Genomic DNA, 14,598 nt, shown 5'->3' on the forward strand with positions numbered 1-14,598 from the left:
CCGCCCGCAGCCGCCCAACCGGGTTGATGTGCCTGCAATATGTCTGACAGGGGGCGACGCTGGCCAAATCCCTGGTCGTGGCCATGATAGAAGCCCAAGGCTACTTCAGGGTATCTCCAGCACAAATAACCATCGCCGGTATCAAAATCCACCAGCCACAGTCCGGAAACGACCACGCCCAGCCTTTCCATCTTGTTAATCCAGCGCTGAACAATCTCTTCGTAGCGGTCCTCGTGCCGGGTCAATGCCGCGCGGCTCTCCATGCCGGCGCGCATGGACTCCAATACTGGAGCCAATTCGTCGTGCGCCTGGGCGGTAATAAAACGCAGCAGAGGGAAAATGGCCTCTGCCTCGTGCAGGGAGAACACCCTTGCCTGGCCGGGTCGTTGGATGGCGAAGATCGCATCACCATGTCCGTGTGGTCCGTCTGAATCAGGCACGGGAAGACCTCCGTCGATATAAATCGCGTAGCTCCTGAATGCCGAGCCACCATCCACCCATAAGGTATAAGACGGCAGCGAGAATCACCAGGCCGAGCACCCGTAACAGCCGTCCCCAGAGGGGCAGCGACAGCCAAAGGGCAGCATCTCCCCGCAACCACAGCAAGACGATCCCCATGAGTAGGGCCAACCCTGCGGTTTTTAACAGGAAGCCCCCCCAGCCCGGCTGTGCCTGATAAACCCCGTCGCGGTGCAGACGACGCCAGAGCATAAAGGCATTGACCAGAGCCGCCGTACTGGTCGCCAGAGCCAGACCCAGTTGCTGCAACGGCCAGGCCAGGATAAGACTGATACCCATGTTGACGGCGACGCTGATCATGCCGAAACGCACCGGTGTGCGCGTGTTCTGATGGGCGTAGAAGGCAGGGGCGAGTACCCGTGCCGCAATGATCGGCAGGATACCGAGGCCATAACCTATCAGGCTCAAGGCGCTTTGCCGGGCATCTTCTGCCGTGTAGGCCCCATAACGAAACAGGCTGATCAGCAAGGGCTGCGCGAGAATGAGCAGACCGACGGTAGCAGGCAGGCCAATGAGCCAGGTCAGACGCAAGGCCCAGTCCAGCGTTTGCGGGAATTGCGGCGAGCGCTCTGCCGCCTGCCGGGAGAGCAGCGGCAGCACTACCGTCCCCAGCGCTACTCCAAAGACGCCCAAAGGAAACTCCACCAGACGATCGGAATAATACAGATAAGAGACCACATTGCCCCCCACTAAAGAGGCGAGAATAGTGTTCAGAAACAGGTTAATCTGCGCTACCGATGCGCCAAAAGCCGCAGGCCCCATCAGCCGCAGTAATTTGCTCACGCCGGGGTCGCGGCGGCGCAGGCGCGGCCAGTGCAGATGCCCGACCCACTTTAGTGCGGGCAGTTGAAAAAGTAACTGCACCACGCCGCCGATAAGCACGCCCCAGGCCACTGCTACGGCGGGTTGTTGCAGGTGCGGTGCCCAGAACACGGCTGCGGCGATGATGCTGAGATTCAGGAAGACCGGCGTAAAAGCAGGCACCGTAAAATGCCCGTAGGTATTGAGTACGCCGCCGGCTAGCGCTACCAGTGAAATAAAGAAAAGGTAGGGGAAGGTGATACGCAGCAGCTCTACGGTGAGGTGAAACTTGTCCGGATGGGCCGCGAAACCGGGCGCGATGGCATAGACAACGGCACTGGCACTCAGTATCCCAACGATGGTGACGACCGCCAGGGTAAGGGCCAGCCAGCCCGCCACGTCGGCGACAAAAGCCTGAGTCTCCTCGATAGAGCGTGTCGCCCGATATTCTCCCAGCACCGGGACGAATGACTGAGAAAATGCCCCCTCACCGAACAGGCGCCGGAACAAATTCGGGACACGGAAGGCGACGAAAAACGCGTCGGCCATTTCTCCCGCGCCAAAGAGCCGCGCCAGAATCACGTCGCGGGCAAAGCCCAACAGGCGTGACACCATGGTATTACTGCCCACCTTGAGCACGCTGCGCAGGGGGTGGCGACTGGTCATGAGCGCGAAAAATATAAGGGATCGGGATTCATCGGTGGATGATGGCACGCGAACAGAGTAACGCCAAGACGGCGGCCCTGATAGATATTCTCTATCCCGGCGTCAAAAAGCATTCCCCGGTAATCATCACATCAATTAAAACTTATGAAAAAAATAATTAATAGTGATTAGTGTTTATGATTTGCGGGCACTATAGTCACTCCATCGCTGCAGACGTAGCGATTGCGCCGGGGGCACCGGCGTCGGGCAACTGCATGGAGGTGGCATATGGCCGTCAAGACCTATAACGCGGGTGTGAAGGATTACCGGAACACCTATTGGGAACCGGATTACAACGTCAAGGATACCGATATCCTTGCGGTCTTCAAAATTACTCCCCAGGCGGGCGTGGATCGTGAGGAAGCCGCTGCTGCGGTTGCCGCCGAATCTTCCACCGGTACCTGGACCACGGTGTGGACCGATCTCCTCACCGATCTCGACTACTACAAGGGTCGTGCGTACAGGATCGAAGACGTTCCTGGCGATGATACCTGTTTCTACGCGTTCATCGCCTACCCCATCGACCTGTTCGAAGAAGGTTCCGTGGTCAACGTCTTCACCTCGCTGGTTGGTAACGTCTTCGGCTTCAAGGCGGTGCGTGCGCTGCGCCTGGAAGACGTCCGTTTCCCCATCGCCTACGTCAAAACCTGCGGTGGGCCACCCCACGGGATTCAGGTCGAACGCGACATCATGAACAAGTATGGTCGTCCATTGCTGGGCTGCACCATCAAGCCCAAGCTGGGTTTGTCGGCCAAGAACTATGGTCGCGCCTGCTATGAAGGTCTGCGTGGTGGACTCGACTTCACTAAAGACGACGAGAACGTCAACAGCCAGCCTTTCATGCGCTGGAGGCAGCGTTTCGACTTCGTCATGGAAGCCATCCAAAAGGCCGAGGCTGAGACCGGCGAGCGTAAGGGGCACTACCTGAATGTTACCGCCCCGACTCCGGAGGAAATGTACAAGCGTGCGGAGTACGCCAAGGAAATCGGCGCACCCATCATCATGCACGACTACATCACCGGCGGCTTCTGCGCCAACACGGGTCTGGCCAACTGGTGTCGCGACAATGGCATGCTCCTGCATATTCACCGCGCCATGCATGCGGTGCTCGACCGTAACCCCCATCACGGCATCCACTTCCGTGTGCTGACCAAGATTCTCCGTCTGTCTGGCGGCGATCATCTGCACTCCGGTACGGTGGTAGGCAAGCTCGAAGGCGACCGCGAGGCGACCCTGGGCTGGATCGACATCATGCGGGATAGTTTCATCAAGGAAGATCGCAGCCGCGGTATTTTCTTCGACCAGGACTGGGGCTCCATGCCGGGTGTGATGCCGGTCGCTTCTGGCGGTATCCACGTTTGGCACATGCCGGCGCTGGTCACCATCTTTGGTGATGATTCGGTGTTGCAGTTCGGTGGCGGCACCCTGGGTCACCCTTGGGGCAATGCGGCCGGCGCTGCGGCCAACCGTGTCGCGCTGGAAGCCTGTGTGGAAGCCCGCAACCGTGGTGTGGCTATTGAGAAGGAAGGCAAGGCTGTGCTCACCGAGGCCGCCAAGCATTCTCCCGAACTCAAGATTGCCATGGAAACGTGGAAAGAGATCAAGTTCGAGTTTGATACGGTCGACAAGCTGGACGTTGCCCACAAATAAGCAGGTTTATCGTGTACCCCTGGCGGGGGTGCTTGGATCCCCGCACCGGTGGGCACGTCTTGATGCCTAGGAGCTTTTTATGAGTGAAGTGCAAGATTATAAATCCCGTCTCTCCGATCCGGCGAGCCGGAAGTTCGAGACACTGTCTTACCTGCCCGCCCTGACCGCGGAGCAGATCCGTCAACAGGTTGCGTACATTGTTTCCAAGGGCTGGAATCCGGCGGTAGAACATACCGAGCCGGAAAACGCCTTCGGCAACTATTGGTATATGTGGAAGTTGCCCATGTTCGGCGAAACCGACGTGGACACTATCCTGAAAGAAGCGGAAGCGTGCCATAAGGCGAATCCCCATAACCACGTCCGTATCGTCGGCTATGACAACTTCAAGCAGTCCCAGGGTACCTCCCTGGTAGTCTATCGGGGCAAGACCGTATAAGCCCCGTGCCGTACCGCTCAGGCTTTTTGCGCTGAGCAGGTGCGGCGCTTGTCGAGAACATCCCCTGCTATCCCTCCAGGTTGCTGATAGCGTGAATGTTCCCGTCAAGTGCCGTGTTTCCCTGCCCGAGGAGAATCATCTCATGAACGACCAGCTGGCCGAATATCGCATCAAAAAAGAACCCTATTACCGCGCTACTGGTGATGAAGTAGCGCTTTACGAAGCCGCTTACAGCGTGCGCATGCCGATGATGCTCAAGGGCCCCACGGGCTGTGGCAAGACCCGCTTCGTGGAGTATATGGCCTATAAGTTGGGCAAGCCGTTGATTACGGTGGCTTGCAATGAGGATATGACGGCTTCTGACCTGGTCGGACGTTTCCTGCTCGACCCGCAAGGCACCCGCTGGCAGGATGGGCCGCTGACCATGGCGGCCCGTTTGGGCGCTATCTGCTATTTGGATGAGGTGGTGGAGGCTCGTCAGGACACCACTGTGGTCATCCATCCGCTGACCGATAACCGCCGTGTGCTTCCCCTGGAAAAGAAGGGCGAGCTGGTGCAGGCGCATCCCGATTTCCAATTGGTGATTTCTTACAATCCGGGCTATCAGAGCCTCATGAAGGATCTAAAGCAGTCGACCAAGCAGCGTTTCGGGGCACTGGATTTCAACTATCCAGATCACGAAATTGAGACGGAAATTGTCTCTCACGAGACTGGGGTCAGCAAGGAAGTTGCCGGAAAGCTGGTTTCCATTGCCGAACGTGCGCGCAATCTGAAAGGACACGGCCTGGACGAAGGCATCTCCACCCGTATGTTGGTCTACGCAGGCTCCTTGATCAGCAAGGGTGTTGAGGCGAAGGCTGCCTGCCGGGTGACCTTGGTACGTCCAATCACCGATGACCCCGACATGCGCGACGCGTTGGATGCGGCGGTGACCACTTACTTCTGAGTTCTCACGTTCGCCTAGTAGTGAAGAGGGCCGCGACGATCATGGAGGACGCATGAAACATCTGGAAGATTATGCAGAACTGCTGGAGGCTTTTGGCGATGAAAGCCAGGCCATCCTGCAGAGTAACTGGCAAGAAGCCGCCCGAATTTTTAGTCCTGCCGGTCTGGATCGATATCTGGATGGCGCCATGGGGTTGCGATCTCTGGGCAAGGGCGATGGTTTGGTGAGCAGTTATCTGGATGCAGCCCCTCACGTCGCCCGCGAAATGGGAGAAGATGCCGTCTGGGAACTGGTGGGCGCCGTTATGAAAATGGCGTCCAAAACCAGCGGTGCGGTACTGGAGGCTGTGGTGTCCACCAGCCCGACAGCCGCCAACCGTCTGGCCGATCTGGAGCTCTTCAAAAGCTATCTCGGCATGTTGGAACGCCTGCTTGCGCAAGTGCCGCGCGCGCTGCGACCCATGCTGGAAAATATCGACCAGCTTTTTGGCTATTTGACGCTGGGTGGTTTGCGCCGCTGGGCACTCTGGGGTGCACACGCCCATCGTACAGACTTTGCGGCGCAGATTGCCTACTTTTCCCTGAAAAGTCCGGAAGCCCTGGCTATGCTTCAGCAGGAGCGTAAAGGTACGCTTTTTGTTGATATCCAGCGTCGTCTGCGTATGTATTTGAGGGCATTATGGGGACGAGATTTCTTCCTGCGCCCCACTAGCGGTGACTTTGAAGACCGCGAAGGTTACCGGCCTTATATCGAAGGGATTTTCATCCATCTTCCCGATGCCTACGACGATTGGGAAGGTATCGATGGAATGACCCGCTATCGCGCCGTGGCGGCTCACGCCGCCGCGCATGTGGCTTACATGCACAAGGCGATCTCGGCTGAGGCACTTAACCCTGAGCAGATGGCCGTAATCGGTTTGCTGGAGGATGCACGGGTGGAGGCACTGGCCATGCGCGCCTTCCCTGGACTACGCGCAATCTGGACGCCTTTTCACACCGCGGTGGCCGGGCCGGTTGCCACTATGGGGGAACTGTTTTCCCGACTGGCGCGGGCGATTATTGATCCCGCCTATAAGGACGACAATGCCTGGGTGCAGGAGGGTCGGCAAGCCTTTGGGGAGGCAAAGGCCCGCTGGGACGATCCACAACTTTCCTGGGATTTGGGTGTGCGACTGGCGGACACCCTGCGTAAGGAAAAGATGACTTACCATGCCCGTACCGACATCCCCGATATCCCCTATCGGGATGATAACCGCTATATCTGGGAGTTTGAGGAAATCAACTGGGAAAGTGAAGCGACTATCCTTCCCGGCGCCCAGGTGCGGAAATACGTCAGCGTCATGGAAATGGTCAACGAGATTGATACCGAACTGGCCGGTGACGACGCCCAGGAAGTCTGGGTACTGCAATCCGAGCTTTTCCCCTACGAAGATATGGGGCTGAGTTACAACCAGATGGAAGGCAAGGAGCCGGTTTCTGATCCCTACCATTATCCGGAGTGGGATTATCAGATTCAGACCAATCGCCCGCACTGGGTAACGGTGCTGGAGCATCGGCCCAGGATCGGCGATGTGCGCGTTGTGCGTGAGGTGCTGGACAAGTACAAGCCGGTCTCCAGCCGGCTCAGATACCTCATTGAGGCCTTGCAACCCCAGGGCGTGCAGCGCCTGCGCAAACAGGAGGACGGCGACGAGATCGATATGGAAGCCGCCGTGCGCGCACTGGTGGATATCCGCATGGGTCTGGCGCCGGATACCCGCATTCACATGCGTAACTTGCGCAAGGTGCGCGATCTGGGGGTGCTGGTATTGATGGATCTGTCCGAGTCGACCAACGACAAGGTCCATGGTTCGGAAGACACTATCCTCCAGCTTACGCGGGATGCGACGGCACTGCTCGCCGACGCCATGAACCGTATTGGTGATCCCTTTGCCATTCACGGATTTCATTCCGATGGGCGGCATGATGTCGCATATTACCGCTTTAAAGACTTTGACGAGGCGTATAGCGATGAGGCCATGGGGCGTATTGCGGGTATGACCGGCAAGCTTTCCACGCGCATGGGGGCGGCCTTACGCCATGCCGGGCACTACCTGCGTCATCAGCGGCAATCGAAAAAACTGTTGCTGGTTATTACCGATGGCGAGCCAGCGGATATTGATGTACGCGATCCGCAGTATCTGCGCTACGACGCGAGGAGGGCTGTGGAGGAACTGGGGCGGGACGGGGTGATGACCTATTGTCTGAGCCTTGATCCCCACGCCGATGAGTATGTGTCGCGGATTTTCGGGGCGCGCAATTATCAGGTGATCGACCATGTGGAACGCCTGCCGGAGCGTCTGCCCATGCTCTATGCCGGCCTGACTCAGTAACTTTGCAACTGGGGAGGCGCCAGCGCTGGCTGTTTGAACTATTGCTGCTGGCGTTCATGCTCATCGGTGTCAAGGACACATCGATGGTCGCTACGTCGGTGTGATTTTCCTACCCGTTATCCTCTGGCACTTGCTCCGGATGGGTTTGTAGATTTCAGGGCCTGCTCTCTTCCAGCTTCCGGGGGTGAATCAGCAGTGGGGTAGCGGTTCGCACCATAGCCTTACTGCTGCGATGTTGGTTCGCTTCCACCGGGCAGGCAGGCCTGCGATGATAGTGCGCATATAACTGTTCCCAATCACGGCGAGCTTCAGCGGGCTTGGCGCGTGCCAGGGCCAGCATCCCAAAACCATCGTCATCCCAGCCGCAGTCACTGAGCACGGCTTCGGGCCAGCGCTGCATATAGGCATCGCGCATGATCTTTTTGCCCAGTTCGGCCAGATCCTCCGCGACCCCCAGCGCCACTGCCCGCGTTTTCCACTCGTCCCATTCGAACAGCATTTCTTCCGAACCTATCATGTGACATTCTCCCGCAGTTATCGTGATGATCGGGTTCGCCAACTTAATGTGTTGACGCTAGAAGTTGACGCTAGAACCGGCAGCCCAATTTTTTAGATTCAGTTCTTTAGGTTTAGTTCGGGATTCTGACAGCGTCAAGGCCACTTAATCGGTATTTTGCACTCGGCAAACGCATGCAGAGGTCGCCGGACTGGCGGCTGTATGCTAGTTTATGCAGAGGATGCCTGCATTTCTGTGGGCAGGGTTGTGCTGGGGAGTAACAAAATGATACGCAGTATGACCGGGTTCGCCCGTTGTGAAAGTCACGGGGCTTGGGGCACGCTGGCCTGGGAGCTGCGCACCGTAAATCACCGTTTTCTTGATGTTGGTCTGCGCCTGCCCGAGGGCTTGGGCGCCCTCGAAACAGCGGTACGGGCAAGCTTGCAAAAAACGCTGGTGCGCGGCCGGGTGGATGCCTGGCTGCGTTTTCAGCCTGCGGCGGGCGGATCGTTGCGCCTTAATACGGCACTGGCGACGGAACTGCACGGACTCCATGGGGAACTGACGGATATCTGGGAGTTGGGTGAGACCGCGTTTAATCCATGGGATGCGCTACGCTGGCCGGGTCTGGTGCAGGCGTCTGGCACAGATACCGAAGCGCTGGAGGCAGAAGTGCTGGCGCTGCTGGACCGGGCGTTGACCGAGTTGCAGGAGGCGCGGGAGCGAGAGGGTGCTGCTTTAGCACAACTGTTGTTGAGTCGTGTGGACGCGATTGCCGGGCAGACTGCAGCATTGCGCAACCATTTGCCTGATCTGGAAAAGGCGCTGCGCGAACGTTTGCAGGCGCGCTTGCAGGAATTGGCGCAGCAGGTGGACGCGGGGCGTTGGGAGCAGGAGCTGCTCTTTTATCTGCAACGTCAGGACGTAGCGGAAGAACTGGACCGTCTGGACACCCATCTGACCGAATTGCGGCGCATCTTGCAGCGGCGCGAGGCAGTTGGCAGGCGCCTGGATTTCCTCATGCAGGAACTCAATCGGGAGGCCAACACCCTCGCTTCCAAGGCCGGAGACAGCCAGGTGACTTTTGCCTCGGTAGAGCTGAAAGTGCTCATCGAACAGATGCGGGAGCAGGTGCAGAATGTGGAGTGAAAGCCAATGACGGGTGGAGCAGAACGCGGTATCCTATGGATTATTTCGGCACCCAGCGGGGCGGGAAAGACCAGTCTGGCCCGGGCGCTGGTAGCGGCGACCCCGCAATTGCGCACCTCCGTCTCTTACACCACGCGGCCCCCGCGGCCGGGCGAGGTAGAAGGAACGGATTATTACTTCGTTCCCATGGAAACCTTCACGGCCATGGCGGAGCGGGGCGAGTTTCTGGAGTATGCCCGGGTGCATGGCAATGGTTATGGTACCAGTGAACCTTGGGTGAAGAGTCAGTTGTTCGCTGGGACCGACTGTCTGTTGGAGATCGACTGGCAAGGTGCGCGGCAGGTGCGGGAAAGATTGCCGGGGCAGGCGGTCAGTATTTTTATCCTGCCGCCTTCTGTCGCCGCTTTGGCGGAACGTCTGCGTGGCCGTGGCCAGGATTCAGAGGCGGTTATTGCGTGTAGGCTGGCGGCAGCACGTGAAGAGCTGTTGCATTATGACGAGTTTGATTATCTGGTGGTAAATGACCACTTCCAGGATGCGTTAACCGACTTGCAGTGCATTGTCCATGCCGAGCATTTGCGGCTGGGTTATCAGCAGCATGCACAGCATCAACGATTAAAGAGTCTCCTCGGTATTAGCGGTTAAATTGATAAAAAGGTGAATAGACGATGGCACGAGTAACAGTAGAAGATTGTCTGGATCATGTGGATAATCGTTTTGAGTTAACTTTGATAGCGGCGCGGCGGGCGCGGCAACTGGCTTCCGGTGCCGTGCCGGAAGTGGAGCCGGGACGTGACAAGAATACGGTCATTGCCCTGCGCGAAGTGGCTGCCGGCAAGGTGAGCCGGGCGATTCTGGACGAGCAGATGCCGCCACCGTTACCCAACTTCCCCGGTGCAGCGAACCGCGAAGCGGCTGGAGCTGAGGATGCCGCTGGCGAGTGAAAGCGAGCTAGGCGCAATGGTGCCGAGACTGCCTCTGGCGACAGCGGTGGGCGAGGTGCTGCGTCTGCCGCCGGTTTCTCCGGCCCTAGAGGATCCCTGCGCGCCGCTGCGCGCGTTGCTCCAGCAATATATGACGCCGGAAGAGGTGGCGCGCGCGCGCGAAGCCTACGAATTGGCGGCCACCGCACACGGCGCACAGACCCGGCGTAGTGGTGAGCCCTATATTCACCATCCAGTAGCGGTCGCCTGCATTCTTGCCGAGTTGCAACTGGATATTTTCACCATCCAAGCCGCCTTGCTCCATGATGTGATTGAAGATTGCAACATCAGCAAGGAAAACATCGTTGAGCGCTTCGGGCCAGAAGTGGCGGAGATGGTGGATGGGGTCAGCAAGCTCGGGCAGGTACGTTTTGAAACCCGTGAAGAGGCGCAGGCAGAGAACTTCCGCAAGATGTTTCTGGCCATGTCCCGGGATATTCGCGTGGTGCTGATAAAACTGGCTGATCGTCTGCACAATATGCGCACCATGGGCGTGATGAAGCCGGAGAAGCGGCGGCGTATTTCCCGGGAAACCCTCGATATTTACGCGCCCATTGCGCAGCGTCTGGGTATTCATGCCATTCGCATTGAGTTGGAGGAGTTGGCCTTCTCCCATCTCTACCCCAAGCGTTGGCACACCCTCAATGAGGCCGTAAAGGCAGCGCGTGGTAACCGCAAGGAAGCGGTGCAAAAAATTGAACACGCCCTGGAGGACCGCCTCCGGCAGGAGGGGCTGGCAGCACAGGTCAGCGGTCGTGAGAAACATGTCTACAGTATTTATAGCAAGATGCAGAAGAAGGGTATGCCCTTCGGTGCCATCCACGATCTCCATGCCTTCCGGGTTATTGTCGCCGATGTGGATGCCTGCTATCGCGTTTTGGGCATTGTTCATAGTCTGTATCGGCCGATTCCCGGGCGTTTCAAAGACTATATCGCCATCCCTAAATCCAACGGATATCAGTCCCTGCACACCGTGTTGCTAGGCCCCTTCGGGCATCCGGTAGAAGTCCAAATCCGCACCGAGGATATGCACAGGGTCGCCGAGGCGGGGGTGGCGGCGCACTGGCTGTACAAGACGGGCTCGAATAATGCGCATGCCGAAACACAGGCGCGCGCTTGGTTGCAGCGTTTGCTGGAACTGCAGATACAGGGGGGAGATTCTCAGGAGTTTCTGGAGAGCGTTAAGCTCGACCTGTTTCCTGATGAGGTCTATGTGTTTACCCCCAAGGGCAAGATTCTCAGCTTGCCCCGCGGTGCGACGGCGGTGGATTTTGCCTACGCCGTGCATACCGATATTGGTGACCGGGCGGTGGCCGCTAAGGTCAATGATATGTACGTGCCTTTGCGCAGTCCTCTGAATAATGGGGACAAGGTAGAAATCGTCACGGCAGCTTCGGCGCATCCGCAGCCAGGCTGGCTGGATGTGGTAGTGACCGCCAAAGCGCGCGGCAGCGTGCGTGCCTATCTGAAGACCATTCAGCGCGGTGATGCCGAAGTGTTGGGCCGCAATTTGCTGGAAAAGGCGATGCATAGCCTGGGCGCCAACCTCCAACAGGTTGAAGCGGCTGATTTTCAGCGGGTACTGAAGACGTTTAATGTCCAGGATGAGGGAGAACTGCTCGCCGCCATCGGCATGGGCGAGGTTTTCCCGCTGGTCGTGGCACACAAGCTCTTACCCGGGGAGGAGGATCGCGGGCGTTTGGCGCAGACCGCGCGCCGTCTGGGGCATGCGGTCAGTCAACTACTGCCAAGCCGCCTCAATCGCGAGGAAGCCACGAAAAAGCCCCTGTTGATTCGGGGGACAGAGGGCATGCCGGTGACCTTGGCCCGTTGCTGTCGGCCCATCCCCGGCGATCCTATTTTGGGTTTCATCAGTGCCGGCAAAGGCGTGGTGGTGCATACCCATGATTGTCACAACATCCGCGAGTGGCGCAAACGCCGCGACCGTTGGGTGGACGTGCAATGGGACCCCGAAGCTCAGGGTGAGTTCCCGGTGACGATCCGGGTGGTGGCGGAAAGCGCGCGTGGTGTGCTGGCCCGCATTGCCACCCTGATTTCCGATGAAGATTCCAATATTGATCATGTGGACATCGAGCCCCAGGATGGACTCTATACGGGCATCACTTTTACCATACAGGCGCACCATCGGGATCACTTGGCCAAAATAATGCGGAGTTTGCGTAGCCTGCCGATGGTATCCCGGGTACAGCGGGTCAAAGGCTAACAAGGAGTTTAATCTATGCCAGTTCCAGTTCAGAGTAATTCAGCACCCCAGGCCATCGGGGCCTACAGTCAGGGCATGGTGCATGACGGCCTGCTCTACCTTTCGGGTCAGATCCCCTTGGACCCCAGCACTGGGCAGATGGTAGAGGGCGACATCGCCCTGCAGATCCGGCGGGTCCTGGATAACCTGCAGGCAGTCTGTGCGGCGGCGGGTGGGCGGCTACAGGATGCCATTAAGTTACAGGTCTATTTGACGGATCTCGGCCATTTTGCGCAGGTGAATCAGGCCATGGAGGCGGAGTTCGCGCCGCCTTATCCGGCGCGGGCGGTGGTCCAGGTATCGGCCCTGCCGCGTGGGGCGCAGGTAGAAATAGACGGCATCGTTGCCTTGATCAAGGCAGGCTGAGATGGAGCGCGCGGAAGTGCTTGCCCAGCCCATGCGTGTGCTGCTGCAGGCACATCCGGTATTGGTTTCGCTGCTGGAAGAACGTGGTATCCATTGTGGGGAGTGTTTCATCGCCGAGCGTGAAACGCTGGGGGGGGTAGCCGCCATGCATCATGTTGACCTCGACGAACTTCTCGCGGAATGGGCACGTCGCGAGGCCCTGCCGCGCACCGACTAGTATGGCGGTAGCGAATACGGGACTGTATCTGCAGAGTTCCGTCTCGGCACTGCGCGGGGTCGGTCCCGCGCTGGTCCAGCGCTTGCAGCGCATGGACCTGTGGCGGGTCCAGGATATCCTGTTTCATCTGCCCAGTCGTTATCAGGATCGCCGCCACATATCCTCTATGGCGGCCTTGCAGCCCGGTCAGGAGTGCGCTGTACTGGGTGAAGTTGTCAGTATCGATCACCAGCGCGGGCGACGCGAACAATGGCTGGTGACCTTGAGTGATGGCAGCGGGCGTCTGCTCATACGGCTCTTTCACATGGTAGCGGCCCTGCGTGGGCAATGGCAGGTCGGGCGGCAGCTCTGGTGTTTCGGAGAGTTGCGCGGCGGCTTTCACGGCCTCGAAATGGTGCATCCAGAATGGCAGATGGCGGATGTCCCGCAGTTTCGGGCTCCGCGTCACCTCACCCCCTTTTATCCCAGTAGTGAAGGCATTAGCCAAGCGCAATGGCGGCGCTGGGTAGCGCAGGCCCTGACCCTCCTCGACCAGCTTCCGGACTACCTTGAAGATCGACTGCCTCCGCAGTGGCCCACTCTGCGCGAAGGCTTGCGTCTGCTGCACGAAAGTGCGGATGAGATGCCCTCGCCGCAGCATCCTGCCTGGCAGCGGCTGGCGCTGGAGGAGTTGCTGGCGAATCATTTGGCGGTGCGCCAGACGCGGCAGTCGGGGATGATGCCGAATGCCCCTTGTCTGCACAGTAACGGGCAGTTGTGGCAGCGTTTCCTGGCGCAGTTACCTTTCGTACCGACGGGAGCACAGGATCGGGTGATTGCCGAGATTAACGCCGACTTGGCGCGCCATCAGCCCATGCGTCGTTTATTGCAAGGGGATGTGGGCTCTGGCAAAACCCTGGTCGCGGCGGCAGCGGCGCTGACCGCACTGGATGCCGGATATCAGGTAGCTATGATGGCGCCGACCGAGATTCTCGCAGAACAGTTATATACGCGCTTCCGGCAGTGGCTGGAAGCGCTGGACCAGGACGTGGGTTATCTGGTGGGCAGCCGCGCGCCGCGCGCCCGTCGCGAGACACTGGAAGCCCTCGCCAGTGGCAGGCTTGGGCTGGTGACGGGGACGCAGGCACTATTTCAGGAGGGGGTGGAATTCTCTCGTCTTGGGTTGGTCATTATTGACGAGCAGCACCGCTTTGGCGTGGAGCAGCGCCGTCAGTTGCTGGAGAAAGGCACCATGACCATGCCCCATCTGCTAGTGATGACCGCTACGCCGATTCCGCGGACCCTGGCGATGACGGTGCATGCGGATCTGGAGGTGTCTGTCATTGATGCGCTGCCGCCGGGGCGCACCCCAGTGGAAACCCTGGTGATGCCTGACAGTCGTCGGCCCGAACTGATCGGACGGATGCAACACATGCTGGAGGAGGGGCGGCAAATCTATTGGGTTTGTCCGCTGATTGAGGAATCGGAAATCCTCGAATTGCAGGCGGCGGAGGCGAGTTTTGCCGATCTGCAAATGGCCTTGCCCGGCGTGGCCATCGGACTGATCCACGGGCGGATGCGCGCCGCAGAAAAGGCGGAGGTGATGGCGGCCTCCTACTCCTTATGATTAATGTGAATACTACTAGAACTGCAACAATTATCAGTATTATGGAGATATAATCGGTTACGTTTTCAGTTGGTGGAGACTGTTTTACTG

14 protein-coding genes are annotated in these 14,598 nt (G+C 58.5%); 11 read left to right on the forward strand and 3 right to left on the reverse strand.

What is annotated here, in order from left to right:
* Window positions 1-440: DUF2203 family protein (locus Q0C48_RS04790; RefSeq protein WP_291522067.1), on the reverse strand; the 440-nt coding region annotated here is incomplete at its 3' end.
* A complete protein-coding gene (murJ, locus tag Q0C48_RS04795; protein WP_291522069.1) occupies window positions 433-2,034 on the reverse strand; it encodes a murein biosynthesis integral membrane protein MurJ in 1,602 nt (533 codons plus the stop codon). The genes murJ and Q0C48_RS04790, both read right to left, overlap by 8 nt.
* A gap of 219 nt (window positions 2,035-2,253) precedes the next feature.
* Here murJ and Q0C48_RS04800 point away from each other — a divergent pair, with 219 nt between their 5' ends.
* The 4 genes from Q0C48_RS04800 (at window position 2,254) to Q0C48_RS04815 (ending at window position 7,428) form a co-directional block, all read left to right on the forward strand.
* The gene (locus Q0C48_RS04800; RefSeq protein ID WP_291522071.1) at window positions 2,254-3,675 is read left to right on the forward strand and encodes a form I ribulose bisphosphate carboxylase large subunit; all 1,422 of its coding nucleotides are present in this window, start codon (window positions 2,254-2,256) and stop codon (window positions 3,673-3,675) included.
* Window positions 3,676-3,754: 79 nt separating this feature from the next.
* Entirely contained in the window at window positions 3,755-4,111 is a 357-nt protein-coding gene (locus tag Q0C48_RS04805; RefSeq protein WP_009566929.1) for a ribulose bisphosphate carboxylase small subunit, read from the forward strand.
* A gap of 142 nt (window positions 4,112-4,253) precedes the next feature.
* A complete protein-coding gene (locus Q0C48_RS04810; RefSeq protein WP_291522073.1) occupies window positions 4,254-5,057 on the forward strand; it encodes a CbbQ/NirQ/NorQ/GpvN family protein in 804 nt (267 codons plus the stop codon).
* 52 nt (window positions 5,058-5,109) lie between these two features.
* The gene (locus Q0C48_RS04815) at window positions 5,110-7,428 is read left to right on the forward strand and encodes a VWA domain-containing protein (protein ID WP_291522075.1); all 2,319 of its coding nucleotides are present in this window, start codon (window positions 5,110-5,112) and stop codon (window positions 7,426-7,428) included.
* A gap of 154 nt (window positions 7,429-7,582) precedes the next feature.
* Here the strand turns inward: Q0C48_RS04815 and Q0C48_RS04820 are convergent, their stop codons facing one another.
* Window positions 7,583-7,945, reverse strand: coding sequence for a hypothetical protein (locus Q0C48_RS04820; RefSeq protein ID WP_291522077.1), 363 nt, complete (start codon window positions 7,943-7,945; stop codon window positions 7,583-7,585).
* Between the two features lie 264 nt (window positions 7,946-8,209).
* On the opposite strand from Q0C48_RS04820, the gene Q0C48_RS04825 reads away from it, so the two are divergent.
* The 7 genes from Q0C48_RS04825 to Q0C48_RS04855 are packed head-to-tail and all read left to right on the forward strand — an operon-like array spanning window position 8,210 to window position 14,508.
* Window positions 8,210-9,073: a YicC/YloC family endoribonuclease gene (locus Q0C48_RS04825; protein ID WP_291522079.1), complete on the forward strand. Its 864-nt coding sequence runs from the start codon at window positions 8,210-8,212 to the stop codon at window positions 9,071-9,073.
* Window positions 9,074-9,079: 6 nt separating this feature from the next.
* The gene (gmk, locus tag Q0C48_RS04830) at window positions 9,080-9,718 is read left to right on the forward strand and encodes a guanylate kinase (RefSeq protein WP_291522081.1); all 639 of its coding nucleotides are present in this window, start codon (window positions 9,080-9,082) and stop codon (window positions 9,716-9,718) included.
* A gap of 23 nt (window positions 9,719-9,741) precedes the next feature.
* Window positions 9,742-10,017, forward strand: a complete 276-nt coding sequence (gene rpoZ, locus Q0C48_RS04835) for a DNA-directed RNA polymerase subunit omega (RefSeq protein ID WP_291522083.1) — start codon at window positions 9,742-9,744, stop codon at window positions 10,015-10,017.
* Window positions 10,001-12,280: a bifunctional (p)ppGpp synthetase/guanosine-3',5'-bis(diphosphate) 3'-pyrophosphohydrolase gene (locus Q0C48_RS04840; protein ID WP_291522085.1), complete on the forward strand. Its 2,280-nt coding sequence runs from the start codon at window positions 10,001-10,003 to the stop codon at window positions 12,278-12,280. Before rpoZ ends, Q0C48_RS04840 begins: the two co-directional genes overlap by 17 nt.
* 15 nt (window positions 12,281-12,295) lie before the next feature.
* Complete coding sequence (locus Q0C48_RS04845) at window positions 12,296-12,685, forward strand: Rid family detoxifying hydrolase (RefSeq protein WP_291522087.1); 390 nt, start codon at window positions 12,296-12,298, stop codon at window positions 12,683-12,685.
* A 1-nt stretch (window position 12,686) separates the two neighbouring features.
* Window positions 12,687-12,902 (forward strand): DUF1858 domain-containing protein, encoded by a 216-nt coding sequence (locus Q0C48_RS04850; protein ID WP_291522088.1) that lies wholly within the window; start codon window positions 12,687-12,689, stop codon window positions 12,900-12,902.
* Between the two features lies 1 nt (window position 12,903).
* Entirely contained in the window at window positions 12,904-14,508 is a 1,605-nt protein-coding gene (locus Q0C48_RS04855; RefSeq protein ID WP_291522089.1) for an ATP-dependent DNA helicase RecG, read from the forward strand.
* The last annotated feature ends 90 nt before the right edge of the window (window positions 14,509-14,598 follow it).

The sequence above is a fragment of the Acidithiobacillus sp. genome, from assembly GCF_023255755.1.
Classification (GTDB): Bacteria; Pseudomonadota; Gammaproteobacteria; order Acidithiobacillales; family Acidithiobacillaceae; genus Acidithiobacillus.

Bases quoted from the DNA above. Each gene is read 5' to 3' on its own strand.
- Q0C48_RS04850 (WP_291522088.1), top strand. From the start codon at position 12,687: ATGGAGCGCGCGGAAGTGCTTGCCCAGCCCATGCGTGTGCTGCTGCAG.
- Q0C48_RS04800 (WP_291522071.1), top strand. From the start codon at position 2,254: ATGGCCGTCAAGACCTATAACGCGGGTGTGAAGGATTACCGGAACACC.
- Q0C48_RS04820 (WP_291522077.1), bottom strand. From the start codon at position 7,945: ATGATAGGTTCGGAAGAAATGCTGTTCGAATGGGACGAGTGGAAAACG.
- Q0C48_RS04810 (WP_291522073.1), top strand. From the start codon at position 4,254: ATGAACGACCAGCTGGCCGAATATCGCATCAAAAAAGAACCCTATTAC.
- gmk (WP_291522081.1), top strand. From the start codon at position 9,080: ATGACGGGTGGAGCAGAACGCGGTATCCTATGGATTATTTCGGCACCC.
- Q0C48_RS04845 (WP_291522087.1), top strand. From the start codon at position 12,296: ATGCCAGTTCCAGTTCAGAGTAATTCAGCACCCCAGGCCATCGGGGCC.
- rpoZ (WP_291522083.1), top strand. From the start codon at position 9,742: ATGGCACGAGTAACAGTAGAAGATTGTCTGGATCATGTGGATAATCGT.
- Q0C48_RS04855 (WP_291522089.1), top strand. From the start codon at position 12,904: ATGGCGGTAGCGAATACGGGACTGTATCTGCAGAGTTCCGTCTCGGCA.
- Q0C48_RS04815 (WP_291522075.1), top strand. From the start codon at position 5,110: ATGAAACATCTGGAAGATTATGCAGAACTGCTGGAGGCTTTTGGCGAT.
- Q0C48_RS04840 (WP_291522085.1), top strand. From the start codon at position 10,001: ATGCCGCTGGCGAGTGAAAGCGAGCTAGGCGCAATGGTGCCGAGACTG.
- Q0C48_RS04825 (WP_291522079.1), top strand. From the start codon at position 8,210: ATGATACGCAGTATGACCGGGTTCGCCCGTTGTGAAAGTCACGGGGCT.
- Q0C48_RS04805 (WP_009566929.1), top strand. From the start codon at position 3,755: ATGAGTGAAGTGCAAGATTATAAATCCCGTCTCTCCGATCCGGCGAGC.